Source organism: Variovorax sp. (assembly GCF_965279555.1).
In the GTDB taxonomy this organism is placed as follows: domain Bacteria; phylum Pseudomonadota; class Gammaproteobacteria; order Burkholderiales; family Burkholderiaceae_C; genus Variovorax.
This window is the reverse complement of record NZ_OZ257247.1, coordinates 3,732,641-3,757,350: the sequence shown is the minus strand read 5'-3', so window position 1 is coordinate 3,757,350 and position 24,710 is coordinate 3,732,641. Positions and strand designations below refer to the sequence as shown.

Here is a 24,710-nt window from a genome sequence, read left to right as displayed (position 1 = left end):
CGCGCAAAGATCGCGCAAACCAAAGGAGACACTCTTGAAGATCGTTCGCGTCAGCGCCACGCCGCTGAACATTCCCGTCACCATCGACGTGGTCGGCCTGAACAAGCAGACCTCGCTGTCGCTGTGCCTCACAGAGATCGAGACCGACACCGGCCTCGTCGGCCACGGCATGACCGCCATCACCGAAGAAGAAATCATCGCCGCCGCCGTGCGCGAGGTGGCCGGCCCCGCGCTGATCGGCGAAGACCCGATGGCCACCGAGCGCCTGTGGGAGAAGCTCTACTGGCTGCTCTCGCCGCGCGGCCAGACCGGCTATGCAAGCCACACCATCGCCGCGCTGGACATTGCGCTGTGGGACATCAAGGCCAGGGCGCTCGGCCAGCCGCTGTGGCGCCTGCTCGGCGGCGCGCGCGCCAGGGTGCCGGTGTACGCCACCTTCGGTTTCGGCTTCTTCGAGCGCGACCAGCTCGCGGCGGCCGCAAGGCTGTGGGTGTCGCAGGGCTTCCAGCGTTTGAAGATGACCGTCGGCAACCATGCGCTCGCACGCCGCGACGAGCTGCGCCCGCTCGACGAGGTCATCGCCGAAGACGTGCGCCGCGTGGCGGCGGTGCGCGAGGCCGTGGGCCCCGACGTGAAGCTGTACGTCGACGCCAACTGCGGGCTCGACCTTTTCCACGCCACCGAGCTGGCGCACCGCATCGAGCCCTACGGCATCAGCTTCTTCGAGGAGCCGCTCACGCAGAACGACGTGCGCCAGATGGCCCAGCTGCGCACGCGCACCCGCATTCCGCTGGCCTGCGGCCAGAACGAGGGCCTGGCCTTCCGCTTCCGCGACCTGCTGGTGAACCAGGCGGTCGACGTGCTGCAGCCCAACGTGACCATCTCGGGCGGCTACTCGCAGGTGCTGAAGATCGCGGGCATGGCGCAGGCTTTCAACGTGCCCATCGACAACGGCGGCGCCTGGCCCTTCCACAACATGCACCTGCATGCGGGCGTGTCGAACGGCGGGCTGGTCGAGTACCACTACGTTGCGGTGCAGATGCTCAAGCAGATCTTCGACGGCCTGCCGGTACCCGACCAGGGCTGGCTCACGCTGCCCGAGACACCGGGCCTGGGCTTCGCGCCCAATGCCGACCGCGTGCGCGAGCTGGCGAAGCTGCCGACCTCGCACGGCAAGGGGAAGGCCTGAGCAGCCGGCCGGCTGCTGCCTTCCGGCGACACTTTCCTTCACGACCAGGCCGCGACAGACGGCCGGCGATTCCGACCAAGACAACGGAGACAAGATGAAAGCCAGACAAGCGATTCGACCCGCGCGCCGCCATGCACTGCGCGCAATGGCCGCCCTGGGCCTTGCGAGCGCCTTCACCCTCGCGGCGCCCGTGGCCTGGGCCCAGAAGTACCCCGACAAGCCGATTCGGCTCGTGGTCGGTTATTCGGCCGGTGGTGGTGTCGATGCGGTTGCCCGCCTGCTCGGCGTGCGACTGTCGGCCGTGCTGGGCCAGCAGGTGCTGGTGGAGAACCGCACCGGCGCGACCGGCCTGATCGCGGCCGAGTTCGTCGCCAAGGCGCCGCCCGACGGCTACACGCTGATGATGGGCGACAGCGCCTTGCTCATTGCCAAGCTGCTGCAGCCGAAGATCGGCATCGATCCGCTCACCAGCTTCAAGCCGGTGGCGGGCGCGTTCATCTCGCCGCTGATGATCGTCGCGGGCAACGACTTTCCCGCGAAGACGCCGGCCGAGCTGGTGAAGGAACTCAAGGCCAACGCCTCGCGCTATTCGTACGCCACCTCGGGTGTGGGCACGGTGCAGCACCTGGGCTTCGAGATGCTCAAGCAGGCCAGCGGCAGTTCGGTGGTGCATGTGCCGTACCGCGGCGCCGCGCAGATCGTGCCCGACGTGATCGGCGGGCAGATTCCTCTTGGCGTGGTGAGCGCCACGGCCGGCATGGCGCAGGCCAAGGCGGGCAAGCTGCGTGCGGTGGCGCTGATGAACACGGCCAAGCTCGAAGGCGCGGAGAGCGTGCCGCCATTGGCCGATGCGTTGCCGGGGTTCGACGTGGCGCCGCGCATCTTCGTGCTGGCACCCGCGGGCACGCCCAACGATGTGGTCGAGAAGCTGTCGGCTGCGGTGAAGTCGGTGCTCGATACGCCGGAGGCCGGTGCGGCAGCTGCGGCGCAGGGCACGCTGCGTGCCTATTCAACGCCTTCGCAGCTTGGGAAGGACATGGCTGCGGAGACTTCGCGGTGGAAGAAGATCATTTCTGACCAGCGCATCGTGGCTGAGGGGAACTGATTTCTGCTGTTTCAGGGCTCGCTCACGCCGACGGGGTACCTTGCTCCGCGAATGTCCCCCGGGGCTTCGCCCCTCCTCCTTTATTTCGCTGCGCAAGGTACCCCGCCAGCGTGAGCGTTCAGAGCACTTGTTGATCGGCTCGCACAAGCGCCGCGCCCATCGTGCACAGGGCGCCGGGTGCTCCCCGCAGCGAAATAAAGGAGGAGGCCGAAGGCCGGGGGACATTCGCGGAGGGGAGTACCCGGTGGCCTGTGCACATACCCCGAACAAGAGCCAGAAAAACATGGAGCCATTGAAATGACCACACCTCACCTGGGCCTGATAGTCCCCCCCGCAGCCGGCGCGGTGCCGGTAGACGGCCCGCTGCTCTACGGCGAACGCATCCGCTTCAGTGCCAAAGGCCTGGGCCTTGGAGAAATCTCGACGCGCGGTTATCTCGACGTCATCGACTCGGTGGTCGAGAAGGCCGTCGCGCTCAAGGAGGAGGGCGTGAGCGCGGTCTCGCTCATGGGCACCTCGCTGAGCTTCTTTCGCGGCGCGGCCTTCAACCGGCAACTCGAAGCCGAGATGACACGCGCCACCGGATTGCCCTGCACCACCATGAGCAACGCCATCGTCGGCGCACTGCGGCACCTCGGAGTGCGACGCGTGGCGGTGGCCACCGCGTACATCGACGAAGTCAACCTGCACCTGCGCAAGTACCTGGAGCAGAGCGACTTCGAGCCCCTCGCGCTCGAAGGCCTTTCCATCTCCGACGTGAAAGCCGTGGGCGAAGTGCCGACGCAGGTGCTCGTCGATTTGTGCCTGAAGGTGTTCGATGCCCAACCCGGCGCCGACGGCATCCTCATCTCGTGCGGCGGGCTGGTCACTCTGGATGCGGTGCGCGAAGTCGAAGCGCGCCTGCGGGTGCCCGTGGTGTCGAGTTCGCCCGCCGGCTTCTGGGACCTTGTCGGCACCGCCGGGCTCGATCCGCGCGTGCCCGGTCAGGGGCGCCTGTTCGCCTGACCCAGTTCAGCTCAGCCGATCAGCCAGCGCCCCACGCGCGGCGTGTCGGCCAACCGCCAGACCCGCTCGCACAGCGCCTTCGCTTCGTCGGCGGTAGCGCCTTCGCCGTAGTGCGCCAGGCGCTGCATCTTGTCCTCGATCTCCGCGCGGTCCAGGCTGTTGCCCGGGTCGCCTTTAGGCTCGTCCACACGGCCCTGCAGCCTGCGGCCGTCGGTTGTGTGGACGCTGACCTTGCCTATCCAGCGCGCCGGGTAGGCGGTGTCGACTTCGTCGTCCAGTTCCATCGTCACCTTCTCGCGGAAGGCCGAGACCTCGGGCGCGAGGAAGTCGCGGTCGAACTCGCCCAGGCCCGCGCGGCCGTGCACCGCGATCAGGCCCAGCACCGTGCCCATCGAGAACTTGCCCTGGTGCACAGTAGCCGGCACGTCCACACGGCCCAGCACGTCGATGGCGCCCTGGTGCACGTGCGTGGTCACGCGCGACACGTCGGCGGGCTTCAGGTCGTTCTGCTTCATCACCTGCAGCAGCGCGTCGGCGGCGGGGTGGGTGTGGCGGCAGGAGGCGTGGTACTTGAAGGAGGTCTCGGCCAGCGTCCAGCGCGTGCCGAGGCCGTCGGTGAGCCTGGCCGGGTCGGCGTCGCTCGACATGCCGACGCCAAGGCCCTGCGCGCCTTCGAGGATCTTCGCGGCGCCGGTAAAGCCGTCTTGCGCGAGGTAGGCCGACATGAGCCCGCTGGCCGCTGCATGTGCGCAGTGCAATTGCTTGGAATCGGCCGCGTCGCGCAGGAACTCCCATACGCCGGCCGATTGCGTGCCTGCCGAGCCGAAGGCGTGCAGCATTTGCTGCGGCGTGAGTTCCAGCAGGCGGCCCACGGCGGCGGCAGCCGCGAGCGTGCCCGCCGTCGCGGTCGTGTGGAAGGTCTTGTAGTGCGAGCGGCCGAGAAATTCGCCCACGCGAATGCCGACCTCGTAGCCGGCGACCACCGCCGTCAGCAGTTGCGCGCCGCTCGCGCCGATGCTCTGCGCCACGGCCAGCGCCGGCGCAATGACGACGGCGGCCGGGTGGAACACCGAGCCGTTGTGCACGTCGTCCTGCTCGACGAAGTGCGAGGCCGCCGCGTTCACCATCGCGGCGAACAGCGGTGAACTGGTCTGGCGCGAGGTCAGTATTTCACTTGGCCCTTCGGCCGGGCCCATCAACCGGGCGAAGCGCTCGATGCTGCGGATGGGGCGCGCAGTGCGCGCCGCAAGCACCGAGCCGAGCCAGTCGAGCATCAGGTCTTCGGTGCGGCGCAGCACGGGGGCGGGAATGTCTGCGAACCGCAGTTCGGCGGCGAAGGTCGCGAGCGTCTTGCTCGGGTGGTCGATGGAGTTCATGCGATCAGGTCCTTCAGAACGAACGGGGCAGGCCGAGCATGTGTTCGGCCACGTAGCTCAGGATCAGGTTCGTCGAAATGGGCGCCACCTGATAGAGCCGCGTCTCGCGGAACTTGCGCTCGATGTCGTATTCGCAGGCAAAGCCGAAGCCTCCATGGAACTGCAGGCATGCATTGGCGGCTTCCCAGCTCGCCTTGGCCGCAAGGTACTTCGCCATGTTGGCCTGCGCGCCGCAGGGCTGGTGCGCATCGAACAAACGGCAGGCCTCGTAGCGCATCAGGTTCGCGGCTTCCACCTCGATGAACGCCTCGGCAATCGGAAACTGCACGCCCTGGTTCTGCCCGATGGGCCGGCCGAACACCACGCGCTCCTTGGTGTATGCGGTAACCCGGTCGATGAACCAGTAGCCGTCGCCGATGCACTCCGCCGCAATCAAGGTGCGCTCGGCGTTGAGCCCGTCCAGGATGTACTTGAAGCCCTGGCCTTCCTCGCCGATCAGGTTCTCGGCCGGGATCTCGAGGTTCTCGAAGAACAGCTCGTTGGTCTCGTGGTTCACCATGTTCAGGATGGGCTGCACCGTGAGTCCCTTGCCGATGGCCTCGCGCAGGTCGACGATGAAGATCGACACGCCTTCGGACTTCTTCTTCACGTCCGCCAGCGGCGTGGTGCGCGCCAGCAGGATCATCAGGTCCGAATGCTGGATGCGCGATATCCACACCTTCTGCCCGTTGACGACGTAGCGGTCGCCCTTCTTCACGGCGGTGGTCTTGATCTTGGTGGTGTCGGTGCCGGTGGTGGGCTCGGTCACGCCCATCGACTGCAGGCGCAGCTCGCCGTTGGCGATCTTCGGCAGGTAGTTGCGCTTCTGCGCCTCGCTGCCGTGGCGCAGCAGCGTGCCCATGTTGTACATCTGGCCGTGGCAGGCGCCGGAGTTGCCACCGCAGCGGTTGATCTCTTCCATGATGACCGAGGCCTCGGTCAGGCCCAGGCCGGAGCCGCCGTACTCCTGCGGAATCAGCGCGGCCATCCAGCCGGCTTTGGTGAGCGCATCGACGAACTCGGCGGGGTAGCCGCGCGCCTCGTCGATCTTGCGGAAGTAGGCATCGGGAAACTGCGCGCACAGGTCGCGCACGGCATCGCGTATGTCGGGGTAGTTCTTGTCGTTGGCGTTGTTCATCGGTCTTTGCTCAGTCCTGGCGCGGGCCGCCGGCTTCCTTCTCCACGCGCTGCCAGATCTCCACCGCCATCGGGTCGTCGATCTCCTCGAGGATGTGGCCCACCAGGCCGATGGCGCGTGCCATCACGCCGAAGCCGCGAATGATCTTCCAGGGAAAGCCGAACTCGGCCGCAATCGCGCCGATGGCCCCCGTGGCGTTGATCGGCAGCGACTTGCCCGACACGCGCTCGGCTTCTTCCTGCACCGCCTGCATCAGCGCGACGTAGTGGCTGGAGAGCCCGTTCTCCGCCGCGATCTGGAACAGGCGCGGCGTGCGCGGATCGATGGGCTTGTGCAGCGGATGGCCCAGGCCCGGCACGATCTGCTTGCGCGCGCGGTGGTCGGCGACGATGTCTTTCGCCATGTCGGCGAGCGGGCGCGTGGGCTTCTCGCCGAAGGGAATCGCTTCGTAGAGCATCCTGGCCGCGCCTTCGGTGCTGCCTACGAACACCGTGCCCAGTCCGCAGAGGCCGGCTGCCACGGCGGCCTGCAGTGCCTCTGGAGCGCCCGCATAAGTGAGGCGCGCCGCCAATGCACTGGGCGTGATGCCGTGTTCCACCAGCGTCACGACGATGGCATTGAAGGTCACCGATTCCTGCGGCGTCGGGATGCGCCCGGTCAGCTCCAGGAACGCCATGTCGCCGAGGTTCAGGTGGCCGAGGATTTCCGAAGGCAGGTCGCGCCCGCGCACGGTGATCTTGTCGGGGGTGCTGTGGCCCAGCTCCGTATGCAGGGATTTCTTGATCTTGGTGGTCATGCGCCGAATCTAGCCCCGCCTCGCGCGGGGTGGCTCTCTGATTGCGAAACCCTCCCTTCGGCAAATGCAAATGCTCGGCGGCGGGGTCTTCAGGCACGCTGCTGCGATGGACCTTGAATCACTTTCGGCGGTGCGCGAATCGGCGCTCGACTACTTCGTTCGCAGCCGTGCCACCCAGCGGCGGCGCCAGCGCATGGAGCAGCCGGATGCCGACGAGGCCGGGGGCTGGCGCGACATCGCCGCACTGGGCTGGCCCGGCATGCTGGCGCCCGAATCGGCCGGCGGCCTCGCGCTGGGGCTGGCCGGTGCCGCGGAAATTTTGCGCGCGGCCGGCGAGCACGTGGCGCCGGAGCCATTGCTGGCCGTGGCCGGCCTCAGCGCGCTGCTGCTGTCGGAGCTGCACACCCCGCGCGCCGATGCGCTGCTGGCCGAGCTGGTCGCGGGTAGCAGCCTGCCGGCGCTGGCGTGGCAGGAGAGCGCGGGCGACCTCAGCGCGGTGCCACTGGCCTGCGGCTGCGAAGCGCTTGCAGGCGATGCGGGCGGCGTGCTGCTGCAGGGCGAAAAGCTCATGGTGCTGCCCGGCGCGGCCGCCAGCGGCTGGCTCGTGTCGGCGCGTGGCGAAGACGACGCGGTGCTGCTGTGGATGCCGCGCGGCACTGCGGGCGTGAGCGAAACGTTGGTCCCGCTGGTCGACGGCAGCCAGGCGTCGAACCTGCGCTTCGAGCAGGTCAGGCTACCGGCCGATGCGGTGCTGGCCGAAGGCCCGGCCGCGCAGGAGGCGCTGCGCCGGGCACTCGCTGGCGGGCAGATCCTGCAGTCGGCCGAACTGCTGGGCGCGGGGCAGGCCATGCTCGCGCAAACGCTGGCCTACCTGCGCACGCGCTCGCAGTTCGGCAAGCCCATCGGCAGCTTCCAGGCGCTGCAGCACCGCTGCGTCGACATGTTCATCCACCTGGAAGTGGCGCAGGCCACGCTGGATGAAGTGCTGGCGGTGGCGGCACAGGGCTTGCCGGCGGATCGACTCGAGGCCGAGGCCAGCCGCGTCAACGCGCGCTGCACGGCTGCCGCGCTGCAGGCCTCGCGCGCCTCGGTGCAGCTGCATGGCGCCATCGGCTACACGCAGGAATGCGACCTGAGCCTGTTCTACAAGCGCGTGCTGTGCCTGTCGGCCTGGCTGGGCAATGCCAGCGCGCATCGGCTCCGCCATGCCTCGCTGTCGCGCGATGCGGAGGCTGCTGTGGGAAGCGCGGACTGGCAGGGCGGGTTTCCCCGCACCGCTGACTGGGCGGCGATGCCCGAGGCCGATTTCCGCCGCATGGTGCGCGCCTTCCTGCAGCAGCGTTATCCGGCACAGCTGCGCTACCTGTCGCACCGCGCGCGCTGGAGCGAGATGCGCGAGTGGTATCTCACGCTGTCGGCGCAAGGCTGGATCGCGCCCGCGTGGCCGCAGGCACACGGCGGCATGGGCCTGCCGGCAGACAAGCTCATCGCGTGGATCGAGGAACTGGAGCAGCACGGCGTGGCGCGCGCGCCCGACCAGGGCATCGTGATGATCGGCCCGCTGCTCATACAGCACGGCACGCCCGAACAGCAGCGGCGCTTTCTGCCGCGCATCCTGAGCGGTGAGCATGTGTGGTGCCAGGGCTATTCCGAGCCCAATGCCGGCTCTGACCTCGCGGGCCTGCGCACCGAGGCGATGCCCGCGCGCGACGCGCAGGGCGAGCACTTCGTGGTCAACGGCCAGAAGATCTGGACCACGCTTGCGCAGGACGCCAACCACATCTTCATGCTGGTGCGCACCGACAAGGACGCGCGCAAGCAGGAGGGCATCAGCTTCCTGCTGTGCGACCTGCGCACGCCGGGCATCACCATCCGGCCCATCCGCACGCTGGCTGGCGAGCCGGAGTTCTGCGAGGTGTTCTTCGACAACGTGCGCGTGCCGGCGGAGAACCTGGTCGGCAAGCTGCACGGCGGATGGGCCATCGCGAAGGCGTTGCTGGGCTTCGAGCGCATCTTCCTGGGCAGCCCCAAGCAGTCGCAGTACGCGCTGGGCCAACTGGCGCGGCTGGCACAGGCGCGGCGGCTGTTTGCCGACCCGGTGTTCGCGCAGCGCTTCGCGGCGCTGCGGCTCGACGTGCTCGACCTGTCGGCGGCCTACACCGGCTTCGCGAACATCGTGCGGGCGGGCAAGCCGCTGCCCGCGTCGGTGTCGCTGCTGAAGATCTGGGCCAGCGAGACCTATCACCGCATTGGCGCGCTGCTGGTCGAGGCAGCCGAAGAGCAGGGTGCCGTGGCCGGCGACCAACTGCTCGACGGGCAGAGCTTCAACGTGCTCTCGCCGCTCATCGGCTCCACCGCCGCAATGATCTACGGCGGCACCAACGAAATACAGCGCAACATCCTCGGTCGGCAGGTCCTCGATTTGCCTGTATGAGGCTCGCCCCCAGTCTTCGCGCACTTCGTGTCGCTTCGCCAACCCCCTGCCGGGGGCAACACCTGCGGCCCGGCAAAGCCGGTTCCGCGGTGTTTCACGAAAGAACAGTCCTGCTTGGCTTTTGAGCTTGACTTGTAGATCAACAACAGGAGACAACGCTCATGACATCGAATCGCTTCTCTCGCCGCCAGTTCGTCACCGCGCTGGCCGGCAGCGCGGCACTTGGCGCACTGCCGCACCGCGCTTTCGCGCAGCAGCCATTGCCGCCGCTCATCAAGCTGGTGGTCGGCTATTCGGCCGGCGGCCCGGTGGACGGTGCCGCGCGCCTGCTCGCGCCCGCGCTGAGCCAGGCGCTGGGCACGCAGGTGATCGTGGACAACCGCCCCGGCGCGAGCGGCTCGCTCGGCGGCGACGCGGTGGCCAAGGCCGCGGCCGACGGCACGATGCTGTTCTTCGGCGCGAGCCCGACCATCACCATCAACCCCAACGTGCAGCGCCACATGGCCTTCGATCCGATGAAGGACCTCGTGCCCATCGCGCCGCTGGTGGACTACACCAATGTGCTGGTCGTCAACAACGACGTGCCGGTGCACAGCGTGGCCGAGCTGCTGGCCTATGCGAAGGCGCGGCCCGGCAAGGTGTTCTACGGGTCGGCGGGCGTGGGCGCGTCGAACCACCTGAGCGGCGCGCTGCTCGAGAAGATGACCGGCGTGCAGCTCACCCACGTGCCTTACAAGGGCAGCGCGCCCGCGCTGGCCGACGTGATGGCGGGCACGGTGACGATGATGTTCGACATCATCGCGACCTCCAAGCCCTTCATACAGACCGGCAAGGTGCGCGCGCTGGCCGTCACCTCGCGCCAGCGCAACCGCATGCTGCCCGATGTGCCGACCATGATCGAGTCGGGCGTGGCGGGCTACGACGTGGGCGGCTGGTTCGGCCTGTACGGCCCGGCGCGCATGGACCCGGCACTGGTCGCGCGCATGAACGCCGCCGCGCAGAAGATGCTGGCGCGCGAAGACATTGCCAGCCGCCTGCGCGAGCAGGGCTATGACGTGTGGGCCGGCGCGGCAGACCTGCTCGCGACCAAGGGCAAGTCCGACCGGCAGCTCTGGGCCACGGCGTCCAAGGGCATCGAGGCGGAATAGGCGATGCAGCCACCACGCATTCACGACCTGCTGGAGACGCGCGCGGCGCGCACGCCTGAGGCAGCCTTTCTGCTCGAGCCCGGCGCAACGACCACCTGCGCGGCGCTGCAGGCGATGGCCGAGACCGCCACGCAAGACCTGCGGGACGCCGGCGTGCGGCCGACCGACCGCGTGGTGCTGGTGGCCGAGAACTGCGCCGCGCACATCGCACTGCTGATGGCGTGCAGCCGCATCGGCGCATGGTCTTGCGGCGTGAACGCGCGCATGTCGCCGGGCGAGATAGCGGCGATCGTCGAGCGGGCGGACGCGCGTCTTTGCTGCTTCACCACCGGCGCTTCGCAGGCGGCCGAACAGCACGCCCGGCGCGCCGGTGCGGTGCCGTCGGCACTTGCCGGTGTGATGCGCTCGGCAACCCGTGAACAAGCACGCACCGAGCCCGACCCGGCCCTGGCGGACACCGCCGCCATCATCTTCACCTCCGGCACGTCGGGCACGCCGAAGGGCGTGATGGTCTCGCACCGCGGGCTGCTGCACTTCGGGCGGGTATCGGCTGGTGTGAGGGCTTTGAGCGAGCACGACCGTGCCTACGCTTTCCTGCCGATGACGCACATCTTCGGCATCGGCACCGTGCTGATGGCCGCGCTCACCGGCGGCGCTTCGCTGGTGCTGCGCGGCAGCTTCTCGCCGGCCGACATGCTGCAGGCGCTGGCGCACGAGCAGGTGTCGAACCTGCTCGGCCCGCCGACCATGTACGCGCGCCTGCTGGCCCACATCGACAGCGAGCGCGTGGTGCCGCGCTTTCCGCATCTGCGCTACGTGTACACCGGCTCGGCACCGCTCGACCCCGCGCTCAAGCAGCGCGTGGAGCGGCTGTTCGGCCAGCCGCTGCACTACGGCTACGGGCTCTCGGAGTACGCGGGCTCGGTGTTCCTCACGCGCACCGAGGCGCCTCGCTCGGACACGGCGGCCGGCCATGCGGTGGAGGGCGGCGAGGCCCGCATCGTGTCGATCGAGGGGCAAGACGTGCCGCAAGGCGACACCGGCGAAATCTGGCTGCGCGGGCCCGGGCTCATGCTCGGCTATTTCCGCGATGCGGCCGCCACCGCGCAGGTGATGCGTCCCGGCGGCTGGTATGCCACCGGCGACCTCGGGCGCTTCGGGCCCGACGGCGCGCTGTTCGTGGCGGGCCGGCTGAAGGAAATGATCATCCGCTCGGGCTTCAACGTGTATCCGGCGGAGGTCGAGGCGGTCATCGGCCGCTTCGACGGCGTGCACCTGTGCGCGGTGGTCGGCGTGCCCGAGGCGGATGGCAACGAGCAGGTGGTCGCCTTCGTGGAGCTGAAGCCGGGCGCGGTGCTCGACGAGGCGGCGCTGCGCGCGCACCTGGTGGAGCACCTGTCGCCGTACAAGCGCCCATCCCGCATCGAGGTGATCGACACCATGCCGACCACCGCCAACGGCAAGCTGCTCAAGCGCGAATTGCAGGCGCGCTCGCGCCTTGCGTAGGCAGGTGTGCCGCCGGGCGCTTCACGTTTTCCTGCAAGCGGGCGCGCCGCAGTCCTTCGGCCCGTCTTTGGGGGGCGCCGCATCGTGGTGTCTTCTACAAAGGAAAGCACCATGGCCGATGACTTGAGCAAGCGCGGGCCGCAAGACGCCACCCGCATCAACGTGAACGAGGCGCACGAAGTGCGCTACTGGACCCAGACGCTGGGCGTGACCGAGGCGCAGCTGCGCTCGGCCATCGCCGCCGCCGGCGTCGAGGTGAAGGACGTGCGCACCTACCTGGGCAAGCCCTGAGTCTCGTAGGCTCGTTCCTACACCCGGCGCGGTAACCGGGCACGATACTTGTTGCTCCCTCTCGTTTCAGGAAGTACCCGTGACCGTGTCGATGAACCTCACGCCGCTGGCAGCCGCGCCATGAAGTCTTCTCCCAGCGCGCGCAGCTGGATCGCCGCAGGCGTGCGCCACGAGCTGCTCACCCGGGCCCTGCCCGCCCTCCGGCACGACATGGCGGCACCGGTCTCGGTGATCCGCATGGCGCTGTTGATGCTCAAGCGGCAGGTCAGCGCAGCCACCGTCGACGCCGCCGCCTGCGAAGAGCGGGTGGCATTGATCGACAACCAGGTGGCCGAACTTGTCGCCGCCATCCGCTCGCTGCGCGACTGGGAATTGGCGACCACCGACGACGGCATCGCCCGCAGCGCGCTGGTGGCGCAGTGCACGACGTTGATGCGCGCGGCCTTCGACCTGCACGGCGTGACGGTCGACATCGACCCCGCCCTCGAACCGAGCGAGGACGAAGCACGCTGGCCCGCCGCGGCGGCCTTGCGCTATCTGTTCCTCGGCGTGCTCGGTTACCTGCACGACAGTGCCGACGAAGCCGGCACGATCCGCGTGCAGGCGGAAGGTGCCAATGCGCTGCGGCTTTCGGCCCTGGCGCGCGAAGCGGGCGGCACCGATGCCGTGCTCGATGCGCATCGCGCGCCGCGTGCGCTGGCCATCGATGCCGTCGCGCTGCAGAACCTGGCCGAAGACCTGGGTTACGTCGTTGCCGTGGACGGCGACAGCGTGCGCTTCGCGCTCGCCACCGCGGCCTGAGCCTTCCTGCCGCTTCGGCGGCTGCTGCCCGCCGCCGCGCGCGCCTGCCCTTGCCGGTGCGTGCGCAGGAAGGCCAGCAGCCGGCGTTCGGCCGCATAGAGCCCGCGTGAAGGCCGCGCGGTCTTGCGGCCCGCGATCTTCTCGAACAGCGCGGTGGCTGCGTCTTCATCGTTGTCCGAAAGCGCGCTGCCCAGCGCCAGTACGGCCGGGTGCACATAGGCCTTCTTGCACACAGCGGGCGTGTTGCCGAGCTGCTTGGCGACGGCCGCGAGGATGTCCTTGGCGCTGTAGCGGGTGCCGTCCGCCGCGCTGCGCCCCGGCTCGCAGGCCAGCCGCGTGAGCTCCAGCGCCTGAACCGTGCCGTGCCAGGTGCGGAAGTCCTTGGCGGTGAAGCGCTCGCCGGGCGAGGCTTCGGCAAGGTAGTCGTTCACGTCGGTGGACGACACGCTGTGCAACTCGCCGTCTTCGCCCGCGTACTGGAACAGGGCCTGCCCGGGCAACTGCTGGCACTGCCGCACCACCTTGGCCACGCGCGGGTCTTCCAGCCTGGCCTCGTGCATCACGCCGCTCTTGCCCTTGAAGCGCAGCCGCAGCGCCGTGCCCTTCACGTCCACATGCCGGTTGCGCAGGGTGGTGAGGCCGTAGGAGCCGTTGCTGCTTGCGTACTCTTCGTTGCCGATGCGCAGCAGGGTGGTATCGAGCAGGCGCACCAGCGCAGCCAGCACCTGGCTGCGGTCGGGCGCCTTGTTTTTCTTGTCCGGCTGCAGGTCGCGCGCCACGCGGGCGCGGATGCGCGGCAACGCGAGCGCGAAGGCTTCGAGCCGCTCGAACTTTGTCTCGTCCTTCATCACGCGCCAGTCGGCGTGGTAGCGGTACTGCTTGCGTCCGCGTGCATCGATGCCGGTGGCCTGCAGGTGGCCGTTGGGCAGCGGGCAGATCCACACCTGGGTGTAGGCCGGCGGAATGGCCAGCATGCGGATGCGCGAGATTTCGTCCACGTCGCGCAGCCATTGGCCCTTGGCGTCGCGGTAGCGAAAACGCTCGCCGTGCTTCAGGCGGCGTATGCCCGGCATGTCGGGGTTCACGTAGACCAGCCCGTTGGCGATGGGTGTTGGCTTCGAAGGCGGCCTCGAGGACGGCTGCGACGCGGGAGAGGTGGAAAGAGCAGTAGCCGGCATGGGGTTTGCGTGGTGGTACGCACCGTTTTTGCCAGCGCCGACAATCGGCGCCTGTAGGACGCCGCAAATGCGGCCCGTCTGTTCTTTGCCTTATCGAGCTTCCGGAGCTTCCCAATGTCTTTCCGCCCCTCGTCCTTCCGTAGCCGCTGGCTCCTGCTGCCGGCCGCCGCGCTGCTTGCCACGGGCTGCGCTTCCACCTCTTCCACCTCGGTGCCGGCCACGGCTTCGGCCACGCCGGTGAAGGTCAAGGTGTTCGTCGCCGCCATGTTCGAGATCGGCCAGAACACGGGCGACCGCGCCGGCGAATTCCAGCACTGGTACGAGCGCTACTGGAAAGACGCCAAGCCCATCGCCGTGCCGGGCGCGCTGCAGCCCGTGTACTGCAACACCGACGGCGTGTGCGGCGCGGTGCTGGGCATGGGCAAGGTCAACTCGTCGTCTTCGATGCAGGCCATCCTGCTGAACCCGCGGCTCGATTTTTCGCAGGCCTACTACGTCATCTCCGGCGTGGCCGGCACGCCGCCCTCGCGCGGCACCATCGGCGAGGTGAACTGGGGCACCTGGCTGGTCGACTACGACCTGGGCCACCGCTGGGCCCCGGAAGAAAACAAGCCCGGCCAGCCGACCTTCATGCCGCGCAAGGGCTACGAGGAGTACCGCCGCTTCCAGCTCAACCCCGACCTCGTGCGCTGGGCCATGAAGCTGTCGGCCGACACGCCGCTGAAAGACTCCGAATCCGCCCGCAAGTACCGCCTGCGCTACCCCGACGCGGCGGCCCGCCGCGCACCATTCGTCGGCACCGGCACGCACATGACGGGCGACACCTTCTTCCACGGCCCGGGCATGTCGAAGCAGGCGCAGTACATCGCCAAGCTCTACGGCGCCGACGACTACGTCATCACCGAGATGGAGGCGGCCGCCATCACGCTGGTCATCAAGCGCACCCACGGCACCGACCGCGTGATGAGCCTGCGCGGCGCGGTCAACTTCGACCAGGGCAATCCGAAGGAGACCACGCTGCAGCACCTGGACCCGGCCCCCGGCGAAACGGCTGGCGGCTTTGCCGAGACGGTGGAAAACGTCGAGCGCGTGGGCAGCCGCGTGGTCGACCACATCGTGGCCAACTGGCCGCAGTGGCAGGGCGGCGTGCCCAAGCCCTGAGCCTGCCCGGTCAGGGCCGCGCCGGCTTCAGGTGCCAGGTCACGGTGAAATCGAAGGGCGTCCACCGGCTCACCGTGACGCCCGCCTGTCGCAGGCCGCGGCCGATCCAGGTGTTGCAGGTCTCGAAGAGGTTGTAGGCGCCCTCGGCTTCATAGAAGGCGTCCTGGCTGTCGTAGTGCGCGCCCGCGATGGGTTGCGCCGGCCCCGGCGGCAGGCTGGCGCGCACATGGCCGACGAGCTGCGCGTACCGGGCCTGCGACAGCGGCAGCTCGAATGCGCCGCGGCCCAGTTGCCCGCGCCGCAGGTAGCTCACGTGCAGCAGCGAGCGGTTGCCGCCCGACAGCGCCCCGAATGCACGCGAGGCCGTCAGGTCGCCCCAGGTGGGCGTGTTCAGGTAGAACTCGCGGTCGCCCCAGCCGATGGCGATGAACTCGGCATCGGGCGGCGGCGCCTTGAAGTCTTTCAGCGGAAACACCTGCAGCCAGTCGATGCTGGCCGAGCGGACCGGGAACACGTAGTCGGTGTGCACCCCGTTGCTCAGCACCCAGGCCTGCACTTCGGCGGGCGCATCGCCGGCCGGCTTCGCGCCGTTGGCCGGCAAGAACACCAGCGCGCACGCGACCGCGACATACAGCCCGATCAGCGCGGCCAGCCCCAGCAGGGTGAATGCGATGCGCCGGAGCCAGCGTTTCAGCATGGTGGTGGCGCCCTTCAGAATAGAGACGCCGTGGTCGCCACCGGCTCCGATGCCGCGCGCTGCGCGCCGCCGGCAGGCGCCAGCGCCTCGGGGCTGCCGGCCTTGGCCAGCGCGCCCACGCGCACGCCCAGCAGCCGCAGCGGCCGTTCCAGCGGCACGCGCTTCAGGCACTGGCCGCCGGTCTGGCGGATGGTCTTGGCGTCGGCGGTGAAGTGGCCGATGGTCTGGTCGCGCGTGGCGATCTTGAAGTCGTCATAGCGCAGCTTGATGCCGATCGTCTTGCCTACGTAGCCCTTGCGCTGCAGGTCGGCGGCCACCTGCTCGCACAGCCTGGTGAAGATCGCGCCCAGTTCGGCGCGGTTGCGCACCGCATGCAGGTCGCGGTCGAAGGTGGTTTCGCGGCTCATCGACACGGGCTCGCTCTGCGTCACCACCGGGCGGTCGTCGCGGCCCCAGGCCACCTCGTGCATCCATGCGCCGGTGGCCTTGCCGAAGTTGGCGATGAGCCAGTCGCGGTCGCGCGCCGCGAGCTGGCCCACGGTCTCGATGCCGAAGCGCTTGAGCTTCTCGTCGGCCTTGGGGCCGATGCCGTTCACCTTGCGGCAGGGCAGCGGCCAGATGCGCGATTCGAGGTCGTCTTCATAGACCACCGAGATGCCGTTGGGCTTGTTGAATTCGCTCGCCATCTTGGCGATGAGCTTGTTGGGCGCCACGCCGATGGAGCAGGTCAGCCCGGTCTCGCTGACGATGGCCTTCTGCAGCAGCCGCGCCAGCGAGCGCCCGCCGTCGCGCTGGCCGCCGGGCACGTCGGTGAAGTCGATGTACACCTCGTCCACGCCGCGGTCTTCCATGAGCGGCGCGACTTCCAAAATGACCTGTTTGAAGGCGCGCGAGAAGCGCCGGTATTCATCGAAGTCCACCGGCAGGATGATGGCCTGCGGGCACAGCTTGGCGGCCTTCATGAGCCCCATGGCCGAGCCGACGCCGAACTGGCGCGCGGGATAGGTGGCGGTGGTGATCACGCCGCGGCCGGTGTAGTCCTTGAGCCGCGGGAACGAATCGACCGGAATGTCGGCCAGCGTGCCGCCTTCGGGCAGGTCGCGGATGGCCTCGTCCACGCGCCGGCGCCCGCCGCCGATCACCACCGGCAGGCCCTTGAGCTGCGGATAGCGCAGCAGCTCGACGGACGCATAGAAGGCGTCCATGTCGAGGTGGGCGATGCGGCGGATCGGCGGGGCTGACGGGGGCTGGGAACTCACGGCAACGATTGTCTCGCGGGTGGGGTGGTTTTGCCTGCTGAAGGTTGAGTTCAGGGCGTGTGCACAGGCCGCCGGGTACTCCCCTCCGCGAATGTCCTCCGGCGGCGTGAGCGCCACCCTGAAAACCCCTCAGCGCGTCTCGACGGTCCTGAGCAACGGCGACTCGAACATCGCCACCGGAGAGATCACCGGCTCGTCCATCGGCACCCTGTCGCCGTAGCGCTCGCGCATCTTGGCGCGCACCGCCGGGTCCGTCAGGTTGAATTCGCGGATCTTCTGCAGCTCGCCGATGCGCACGCCCAGCGCGCGCTGGTAGAGCTTCCACACGAGTTCGGAGCAGTAGATGCGCTGGTCCGACCATTCGAACGTCAGGTCGTAAGGGCGGCCCTCGAAATCGGCGGTGCGGGCGCGCAGCGTGGCCACCGCGCCCGGCGTCAGCAACCGGTCGGCATCGCGCAGCCGCTTGACCACGTAGTGGCCGCCGTTGCCGCGTGCGGTCCATTGCGCGAGCGGCGTGTAGCGCACCGTCGACACCGCCTCGAACACGTAGGGCTTGCCGCCCCGCATCAGCACGATGCCCATGTGGCTGTAGCGCGATCCGGTGGCGCGCTGCACCGCCACGCTCTGCGCCGAGCGCGAGGTGTGGAAGACGATGTCGCCGTCTTTCAGCGCGGCCGCGGCGTGGCCGGCGCCGCAGAAGAAGACGGACAGGAGCAGCGCGAGCGCCGCGGGGAGCTTGGTCATGGTGCCGGGCATTGTCCGGCATGCACCGGCGGCCATTTTTCTTCGGCCATGACGAAGGGACAAGGCTTGCGCACTGCAGCATGCCGGTCCATCATCCGCGCCATGCAAACCGTCGCCTCCATTCTCTGGCGCAGGCTCGACGCACCGGGTCACGACGCCTGCCGCCTCGAACGCAATGCCTCTGCCTGGCAACTCGACGGTGCCGCCGTGTTCCGCATGGAAGACGGCCGCATCGGCCAACTGCACTACCGCGTGCGCTGCGACCTGCACTGGCACACCCAATGGGGCACCGTGCGCGGCTGGCTCGGCGGCTCGGCCATCGACCTGTCGATCACGCGCGACGCACGAGGCCACTGGAAGCTCAACGACGAAGCCGTGCCCGACATGTCGCATTGCGTCGATCTCGACCTGGGTTTCACGCCCGCCACCAACCTGCTGCAGCTGCGGCGCCTCAACCTCGAGAAGGGCGAGAGCGCCGATGCGCCGGCAGCCTGGGTCGACCTGGACGGCGGCGGCGTGCTGAGCGAACTGGCGCAACGCTACGAACGGCGCAGCGAGACCGAGTACGCCTACGAGGCAAGGCGCTTCGACTACAGCGCGGTGCTGGTCGCCACGCCCGACGGCTTCGTGAAGGACTATCCGCGTCTCTGGGCCGAAGGCTGAACTGCGCGGCTGCCGCCGCGCTCAGTCGAACTGCGAACGGTCGCCCGCCACCAGCTCGCGGTTGCGCCGCCGGTCGATGACGATCTCGCGAGCGAAATCTTCTGTGCTGCCGCCTGCCGGCAGGTTGTAGGCCTCACGCAGGCGCGCACGCACGCCGTCGCTCTCCAGCACGCGGTTGATCTCTGCATTGAGCCGCTGCACCACCGCGGCCGGTGTGTGTGCCGGCGCGAAGATGCCGAAGAGCGAATCGCGGTTCGCCTTCTCGAAGCCCAGCTCCGCCAGCGTCGGCACCTCGGCCAGCGCCTCGATGCGCGCGGGCGCGCCCACCGCCAGCGGCTGGAAACGGCCGCCCTCGATGTACTGCAGCTGTTGCGCGGCCACATTGGTGGACAGCACTTCGAACTGCCCGCTGAGCGCATCGTTGAGCTGCGGGCCGCCGCCCTGGTAGGGGATGTGCGTGATGTCGGTGCGGCTTTGCATGCGCACCTGCGCCAGCACCATGTGCCCGATGGTGGCCACGCCAGAGGTGGCCCAGCGCACAGCGCCCGGCCGGCTGCGCGCCTGCGCGATCAGCGCGCCGAAGCCGCGCCCCGCGAATGCCGGCGTGCCGACCACCAGCACCGGCGTGCGCATCACGCTGGCCACGGGCACGAAGGCGTGCTGCGGGTCGTAGGGCACGCGCGCGAGCAGCGGATGCAGCGTGAGCGGGCTGATGGCCGAAAAGGCCAGCGTGCAGCCGTCGGGTGCCGAACGCGCGAGCGCGTCCATGCCCAGGCTGCCGCCAGCGCCGGGACGGTTTTCGATCAGCACCGGCGTGCCGATCGCCTGTGCGAGCGGTTCGGCCAGCACGCGGGCCATGCCGTCGCTCACGCCGCCGGGCGGGTACACCACGATCAGCCGCACCGCGCGGCGGGGCCAGGCGGAAGGGGCCGCGCGCAGCAGGCCCGGTGCCGCGCAGGCGGCGGCGAACAAGGCGCCCGCACCCTGCGCAAAGCGGCGCCTTGCCTGCGCGCTCATGGCGCCGCCGGGTCCTTGTTCGCGTGCTCGCCTGCCAGCTTGCGCAGCAGCGCCGCGAAATGCTGCGCGGGCAGGTTGTCTTCTTCCGCGCGCGACACCAGCGTGAGCGGCGCGTCGAGCTGGCCGCCGTCGGCCAGCCGCATGTAGGCGATGGCGTGCGCGTGCACGCCAGTCATCGAGGCGGGCACCACCGACAGGCCGACACCCGCGGCCACGAGGTTCAGGTTGGTCATCATGCGATCGACTTCGGCCACCACGCGCGGGCGCAGCCCCTTGGCGTGGCACAGCGCGAGCAGTTCGGCATAGAGGCCGGGCGCACCCGGCCGCCGCACGAGGATGATGCCTTCCTCGCACAGCCTGGCAAGCGGCAGCGGGCGTGAAGCCTTGGAGCGGGCGAGGGCAAAGTGATGGTCGCTGGGCATGGCCACCAGCACCGGCTCGCGCAGCAGCGTCTCGAACACCAGCCCCTCGGGCCGCGCCACCGGCACGCGCAGCAGGCCGCAGTGCAGCCGCCCGGCGGCCAGTGCCTCGGTGAGCTCGGCCGCGTTGTCCTCGCGCAACTGCAGCTCCACCAGGGGGTAGGCGCGGCGGAATGCGCGCAGCGCCTCGGGCATGAAGCGGTGCGCCGCCGCCGAACTGGTGAAGCCGACCGCGAGCGTGCCGGCCTGGCCCTTGGCCACGCGGGCCATGCGCTGCTTCATGGACTCCATGTCCTGCAGCATGCGCAGCGCCTCGGCCTGGAACAGCCGGCCCGCGTCGGTGAGCGCCACCCCGCGCGGATGCCGGCGAAACAGCGGCATGCCCAGCTCGCGTTCCAGCGCCTTGATCTGCAGGCTCAGCGGTGGTTGCTGGATGCCGAGTTGCTCGGCCGCGCGCGTCATGTGGCCGGTGCCCGCGACGGCCACGAAGTAGCGCAGTGCCCTTATGTCCATATATTTTTGGTATTGAAAGTGCCTTGTTATTTTATTTGACCCTAAGTCACACCGAATCTATCGTCCGGCCGCCCATTCAAGAACAAGCGGCCCGACGAGGCCGCATGCCGGAGACAAACCCATGCGCACAAAGCGCCCTGCCTCGATGATTCGTGCCGTCCTGCATGCGATCGGCCTTTCGCTGGTTTCACTGATCCTTGCTGCCTGCGGTGGTGGCGGAGGCGGGGGAGGCGGTAGCGTCGGCCTGCTGCCGACCACGCCGCCCGCCAGCGGTAACCCGCCCGCCAACGATCCGCCGGACAACCAGCCGCCCCCGCCGGTGCAGCCGGTGGTTGCCTGCGCCGACCTGAACGGCAAGAGCCTGCCGGCCTCGCTGATCAGCCTGCCCACCCAGGGCGCCACCGTCACCAGCGCCACGCCGGTTGCAGCGGGCGATGCGGGCAACACCCTCGGCGACTACTGCCGCGTGCGCGGCACCATACAGCCGGTCGACCCGAGTGCCTCGGTCATCAACTTCGCGGTGAACCTGCCCGAGAAGTGGAACCAGAAGACCATCCACTTCGGCGGCGGCGGCTTCGACGGCGTGCTGATCGACGGCACCGAGCTCATCCGCTTCGGCCCCGCCGGCAAGCCCGCGCCGCTGGCGCTGGGCTACGCCACCTACGGCGACGACTCGGGCCACCAGTCGAGCAGCATCACCGACGGCAAGTTCGCGGCCAACGACGAGCAGCTTGCCAACTACGGCGGCAACTCGCTCAAGAAGACGCGCGACGTGGCGCAGGCGCTGGTGTTCGCGCGCTATGCGGTGAAGCCGAAGCACGCCTACTTCCTGGGCACCTCGACCGGCGGGCGCGATGCGCTCAGCTACATCCAGCGCTGGCCCGAGGACTACGACGGCGTGATCGCCAACGAACCCGCGCTCAACTACACCGGCACGCGGCTGTCGAACGTGGCCGTGGGCCGCGCGCTCTACTACAACAACGGCATTGACGGCTGGATGGACCTGAGCGAGACGCTGATGGTGCAGAAGGCCGCGATGCAGGCTTGCGACAAGCTCGACGGCGCGGCCGACAATATCGTGAGCAACGTCGAGAGCTGCCGCATGCTCAATGCGCAGATCGTGGCTTCGCTGCGTTGCCCCGATGGCACCAAGACCAGCAAGACCTGCCTGTCGGACGCGCAGATCGACACCGTGCACGCCATAGAGTTGCCGCTGGACTTCACCACCTATTCGCTGGCCAACGGCGTGAAGCGCGCGGGCGGCTACAACCTGCTCGAAGGCGCGCTGGTGGCGGGGCCGTACACCACGCGCGACCTCGGCACGCGCAACGTGCCGGGCAATCCCGCCACGTCTTCCGACGCCAACATGTACGTCACCGGCGACCAGTGGGTGAAGTTCTTCGTCAAGCGCGATGCCAGCTTCAACACGCTGACCTTCGACCCATTTAACCCGGGCAGCGATGCCGTGCGCGTGACCGAGGTGTCGAACCTCACCGACGCGACCAACCCCAACCTGGCGCCGTTCTTCGCGCATGGCGGCCGGCTCATCATGCTGCACGGCCTGGCCGACGAGGTGATCAGCCCCAACTCGACCATCGACTACTACAAGCAGCTCATCGCCACGGTGGGCCAGGCTTCGGTCGACCAGAACGTGCGCTTCTACACCGTGCCCGGCATGGGCCACGGCACCGGCAGCTTCATTCCCAACTGGGATTCGCTGGCCGCGCTCGAAGGCTGGGTGGAGGGCGGGCTCGCACCCGCCACCGGCGTGGCGGTGGACGCGGTGGCCGGCACCTACGGCCGCACGCGTCCGCTGTGCCAGTTCCCGTCGTGGCCCAAGTACCGTGGCAGCGGCAGCCTCGATGCGGCGGTCAACTACAGCTGCGTGACAGAAGTCGGCGACCCGCTGGCCTGCCCGAACCTGCCCGCCTCCGTGACCAGCTACAAGGGCGGCAACAGCTTCGGCGAAGAACTGCGCGTGCAGATTGACCCGGCCACCATGGCCTATACCGTGACCATCGACGCAAGCCTGCAGCGCGCCGCCGGCACGCTGCGCACCGGCTCGCTGGTGTCGGAGGGCAGCTGCAGCTATGCCAGCGGCGAGAGCGGGGCGGTGTTCAGTTTCGGCGCGGGCGGCGTGCTGTCGGGCGGCGTGAATGCGCCGAGCGGCGGCGGCTTCGCGCCATTGCTGGCCTTCCAGAAGACCTACGACAACGCGGCCTCGCCCGCCGATTTCAAGTCGATCGCCAACACCTTCAACGCGGCGGGTGTGCTGCAGCAGGATCCGGGCGGCGCCACTGCCTACGGCGCGGCCGTGAAGCTGCGCAACGCGGGCACTTTCCAGTACTGCCGCGACCCGGTCTCCGGCAGCTTCATGACCTACGACGCCAACTGCGCGCAGACCGAGAAGGGCTACATCACCTACGACGCGAGCCATGGTGCGTTCAACGTCTTCACCACGCCGCCTGAAGGCAATGCCGTCGTCACCGGCGGCACGCGCAGCGGCTCGATGGTGATCGGCCAGGTCAACGGCGCGACAGTGCCGCTGCACCTGGTGCGCGTGTCGGCGACCAGTTCGGGTATGCGCGTCCTTGCATTGCAGCAGAGCCTGATGGCCGGCGTTGCCGACGGAAGCTTCGCGATGCTGAGCGTGAAGGGGGAGAACCATGATGCGACGGTGGCCGGCAGCGCGTTCAATCTGGGTGGCGCGACCGCCGCCCTGGGCTACGACGCCCCGGTGCCGGGCGTAGCGCAAGCCGATGCGGGCCGCCCAGGCAATTTCATCTTCAACAGCGGTGTCCTGGCATTCGTCTCCACCCCGGGAGCGAACGCGGCGCTGGAACTAGGAGTACGCCATTGAAAAACCGACTCTCGCAGCTCGCTGCATTCGCCCTGATTGGCGCGGCGCCGCTGCTGTCCGCGCACGCGGCATCGACGGCGCCGAAGGCGGCGACCTGCCCGTCGCCCGTGCCCGACGCCGCGCGCTGCTACACGGGTGAGGACGGCACGGGCGCCCTCTACTGGATAGCGATTCCGAAAGACTGGAACCACGTGCTCGTGATGCACGCCCACGGCGGCCCCGAGACCGGTCCGCCCAAGCTCGAGCGCAGCGAGGAAGACCTCAAGCGCTGGGCCGTCACCGTGAAGGCCGGCTATGCCTGGGCCGGCTCCACCTACCGGCGCGGCGGCTATGGCGTGACCATGGCGGCCGAAGACACCGAGCGGCTGCGCCAGATCTTCGTGCGCCACTTCGGCCAGCCGCATCGCACGCTGCTGCACGGGCAGAGCTACGGCGCGGGCGTGGCGGCGAAGGCGGCGGAACTGTATGCGCCCGCAGGTGGAGCGAAGAGTCCCTACGACGGCCTGATGCTCACCAGCGGCGTGCTCGGCGGTGGCAACAGCGCCTACGACTTCCGGCTCGACCTGCGCGTGGTGTACCAGTACGTCTGCCACAACCATCCGAAGCCGGACGAGCCGCAATACCCGCTGTGGATGGGCCTGCCGCTCGATTCGAAGCTCACCCGCGCCGACCTTGCCGCGCGCGTCAAGGAATGCACCGGCGTTGGCCTGCCCGCCGCGCAGCGCACGCCCGAGCAGGCCGCGCGGCTGAAGACCATTCTTTCGGTCGTGAAGATCCAGGAGCGCTCGCTGCTCGGCCACCTGACGTGGGCCACCTGGCTGTTCCAGGACCTGGTGCAGAAGCGTCTCGGCGGGCGCAACCCCTTCGGCAACATCGGCGCGGTCTACAGCGGCTCGGCCGACGACGCGGCACTCAATGCCGGCGTGCTGCGCTACGCAGCCGACCCGCAGGCCAAGGGCGCGCTGGCGGCGGACAGCCAGCCCACCGGCCGCACGTCGCTGCCCACTGTGGGCCTGCATGCGATCGACGACCCCACGGCCTTCGTCGAACTGGAGAACTCGTACCGCCGCATCCGCGACGCGGCCGGCACCGGCCGCCTGCTGGTGCAGAGCTTCAGCAGCGAGCGAGAGCACAGCTACCTGAGCGATTCGGAATACCCGGCGCTCTTCACCGCGCTGCTCGACTGGATCGACAAGGGCGAGAAACCCACGCCCGAAGGCCTCGCGCAGCGTTGCAAGGCATTGATGCCGCGCTACGACACCGACGGCAAGAACGGCTGCCACATCCAGCCCGCGTGGCAACCGCCCGCGCTCGAAAGCCGCGTGCCTTCGCGTGCACCCTGATTTCCCTTTATCTCAACTCGACGGAGAC

At 68.9% G+C, this 24,710-nt stretch carries 21 protein-coding genes; 12 read left to right on the top strand and 9 right to left on the bottom strand.

Annotated elements, in window-relative coordinates:
* Positions 1-34: 34 nt before the first annotated feature.
* The 3 genes from ACQY8B_RS17775 (at position 35) to ACQY8B_RS17765 (ending at position 3,299) form a co-directional block, all read left to right on the top strand.
* The gene (locus ACQY8B_RS17775) at positions 35-1,189 is read left to right on the top strand and encodes a mandelate racemase/muconate lactonizing enzyme family protein (RefSeq protein ID WP_422087919.1); all 1,155 of its coding nucleotides are present in this window, start codon (positions 35-37) and stop codon (positions 1,187-1,189) included.
* Between the two features lie 94 nt (positions 1,190-1,283).
* Positions 1,284-2,294, top strand: a complete 1,011-nt coding sequence (locus ACQY8B_RS17770; protein ID WP_422087918.1) for a Bug family tripartite tricarboxylate transporter substrate binding protein — start codon at positions 1,284-1,286, stop codon at positions 2,292-2,294.
* A gap of 297 nt (positions 2,295-2,591) precedes the next feature.
* Positions 2,592-3,299: an arylmalonate decarboxylase gene (locus ACQY8B_RS17765; protein WP_422087917.1), complete on the top strand. Its 708-nt coding sequence runs from the start codon at positions 2,592-2,594 to the stop codon at positions 3,297-3,299.
* A gap of 11 nt (positions 3,300-3,310) precedes the next feature.
* Here ACQY8B_RS17765 and ACQY8B_RS17760 read toward each other — a convergent pair whose 3' ends face one another.
* Genes ACQY8B_RS17760 through ACQY8B_RS17750 form a run of 3 tightly spaced genes read right to left on the bottom strand, consistent with a single transcriptional unit; the run spans position 3,311 to position 6,648 of the window.
* Positions 3,311-4,675: an MmgE/PrpD family protein gene (locus ACQY8B_RS17760; RefSeq protein ID WP_422087916.1), complete on the bottom strand. Its 1,365-nt coding sequence runs from the start codon at positions 4,673-4,675 to the stop codon at positions 3,311-3,313.
* A 13-nt stretch (positions 4,676-4,688) separates the two neighbouring features.
* Positions 4,689-5,852, bottom strand: a complete 1,164-nt coding sequence (locus ACQY8B_RS17755; RefSeq protein WP_422087915.1) for an acyl-CoA dehydrogenase family protein — start codon at positions 5,850-5,852, stop codon at positions 4,689-4,691.
* Between the two features lie 10 nt (positions 5,853-5,862).
* Positions 5,863-6,648 (bottom strand): citryl-CoA lyase, encoded by a 786-nt coding sequence (locus ACQY8B_RS17750; protein WP_422087914.1) that lies wholly within the window; start codon positions 6,646-6,648, stop codon positions 5,863-5,865.
* A gap of 106 nt (positions 6,649-6,754) precedes the next feature.
* On the opposite strand from ACQY8B_RS17750, the gene ACQY8B_RS17745 reads away from it, so the two are divergent.
* From ACQY8B_RS17745 to ACQY8B_RS17725, 5 genes are all read left to right on the top strand, one after another.
* Positions 6,755-9,082: an acyl-CoA dehydrogenase gene (locus ACQY8B_RS17745; RefSeq protein ID WP_422087913.1), complete on the top strand. Its 2,328-nt coding sequence runs from the start codon at positions 6,755-6,757 to the stop codon at positions 9,080-9,082.
* 161 nt (positions 9,083-9,243) lie between these two features.
* Complete coding sequence (locus ACQY8B_RS17740) at positions 9,244-10,230, top strand: Bug family tripartite tricarboxylate transporter substrate binding protein (RefSeq protein ID WP_422087912.1); 987 nt, start codon at positions 9,244-9,246, stop codon at positions 10,228-10,230.
* A gap of 3 nt (positions 10,231-10,233) precedes the next feature.
* Positions 10,234-11,736 carry a class I adenylate-forming enzyme family protein gene (locus ACQY8B_RS17735; RefSeq protein WP_422087911.1) on the top strand — a complete coding sequence of 501 codons (1,503 nt, stop codon included), beginning with the start codon at positions 10,234-10,236 and terminating at the stop codon, positions 11,734-11,736.
* Positions 11,737-11,847: 111 nt separating this feature from the next.
* Positions 11,848-12,027 carry a DUF3606 domain-containing protein gene (locus tag ACQY8B_RS17730; RefSeq protein ID WP_198085197.1) on the top strand — a complete coding sequence of 60 codons (180 nt, stop codon included), beginning with the start codon at positions 11,848-11,850 and terminating at the stop codon, positions 12,025-12,027.
* A 120-nt stretch (positions 12,028-12,147) separates the two neighbouring features.
* Complete coding sequence (locus ACQY8B_RS17725) at positions 12,148-12,828, top strand: hypothetical protein (RefSeq protein ID WP_422087910.1); 681 nt, start codon at positions 12,148-12,150, stop codon at positions 12,826-12,828.
* Here ACQY8B_RS17725 and ACQY8B_RS17720 read toward each other — a convergent pair.
* Positions 12,771-14,006 carry a DNA topoisomerase IB gene (locus tag ACQY8B_RS17720; RefSeq protein WP_422087909.1) on the bottom strand — a complete coding sequence of 412 codons (1,236 nt, stop codon included), beginning with the start codon at positions 14,004-14,006 and terminating at the stop codon, positions 12,771-12,773. The genes ACQY8B_RS17725 and ACQY8B_RS17720 overlap by 58 nt on opposite strands.
* A gap of 114 nt (positions 14,007-14,120) precedes the next feature.
* Here ACQY8B_RS17720 and ACQY8B_RS17715 point away from each other — a divergent pair, with 114 nt between their 5' ends.
* Positions 14,121-15,167: a purine-nucleoside phosphorylase gene (locus tag ACQY8B_RS17715; RefSeq protein ID WP_422087908.1), complete on the top strand. Its 1,047-nt coding sequence runs from the start codon at positions 14,121-14,123 to the stop codon at positions 15,165-15,167.
* Between the two features lie 10 nt (positions 15,168-15,177).
* Here the strand turns inward: ACQY8B_RS17715 and ACQY8B_RS17710 are convergent, their stop codons facing one another.
* From ACQY8B_RS17710 to ACQY8B_RS17700, 3 genes are all read right to left on the bottom strand, one after another.
* Positions 15,178-15,864 (bottom strand): TIGR02117 family protein, encoded by a 687-nt coding sequence (locus ACQY8B_RS17710; protein ID WP_422087907.1) that lies wholly within the window; start codon positions 15,862-15,864, stop codon positions 15,178-15,180.
* Positions 15,865-15,878: 14 nt separating this feature from the next.
* Positions 15,879-17,069 carry a Y-family DNA polymerase gene (locus tag ACQY8B_RS17705; protein WP_422089065.1) on the bottom strand — a complete coding sequence of 397 codons (1,191 nt, stop codon included), beginning with the start codon at positions 17,067-17,069 and terminating at the stop codon, positions 15,879-15,881.
* Positions 17,070-17,252: 183 nt separating this feature from the next.
* Positions 17,253-17,867 carry a YiiX family permuted papain-like enzyme gene (locus ACQY8B_RS17700; RefSeq protein ID WP_422087906.1) on the bottom strand — a complete coding sequence of 205 codons (615 nt, stop codon included), beginning with the start codon at positions 17,865-17,867 and terminating at the stop codon, positions 17,253-17,255.
* A 102-nt stretch (positions 17,868-17,969) separates the two neighbouring features.
* Between ACQY8B_RS17700 and ACQY8B_RS17695 the strand changes: the two genes are divergently transcribed.
* Entirely contained in the window at positions 17,970-18,530 is a 561-nt protein-coding gene (locus ACQY8B_RS17695; protein ID WP_422087905.1) for a putative glycolipid-binding domain-containing protein, read from the top strand.
* Positions 18,531-18,551: 21 nt separating this feature from the next.
* On the opposite strand, the gene ACQY8B_RS17690 is transcribed toward ACQY8B_RS17695, so the two are convergent.
* Complete coding sequence (locus ACQY8B_RS17690; protein ID WP_422087904.1) at positions 18,552-19,547, bottom strand: Bug family tripartite tricarboxylate transporter substrate binding protein; 996 nt, start codon at positions 19,545-19,547, stop codon at positions 18,552-18,554.
* Positions 19,544-20,479, bottom strand: coding sequence for a LysR family transcriptional regulator (locus ACQY8B_RS17685; RefSeq protein WP_422087903.1), 936 nt, complete (start codon positions 20,477-20,479; stop codon positions 19,544-19,546). The genes ACQY8B_RS17690 and ACQY8B_RS17685 overlap by 4 nt, the downstream gene beginning before the upstream one ends.
* A 121-nt stretch (positions 20,480-20,600) precedes the next feature.
* Between ACQY8B_RS17685 and ACQY8B_RS17680 the strand changes: the two genes are divergently transcribed.
* Positions 20,601-23,339 carry a tannase/feruloyl esterase family alpha/beta hydrolase gene (locus ACQY8B_RS17680; RefSeq protein ID WP_422087902.1) on the top strand — a complete coding sequence of 913 codons (2,739 nt, stop codon included), beginning with the start codon at positions 20,601-20,603 and terminating at the stop codon, positions 23,337-23,339.
* A complete protein-coding gene (locus ACQY8B_RS17675; protein ID WP_422087901.1) occupies positions 23,336-24,682 on the top strand; it encodes a hypothetical protein in 1,347 nt (448 codons plus the stop codon). Before ACQY8B_RS17680 ends, ACQY8B_RS17675 begins: the two co-directional genes overlap by 4 nt.
* The last annotated feature ends 28 nt before the right edge of the window (positions 24,683-24,710 follow it).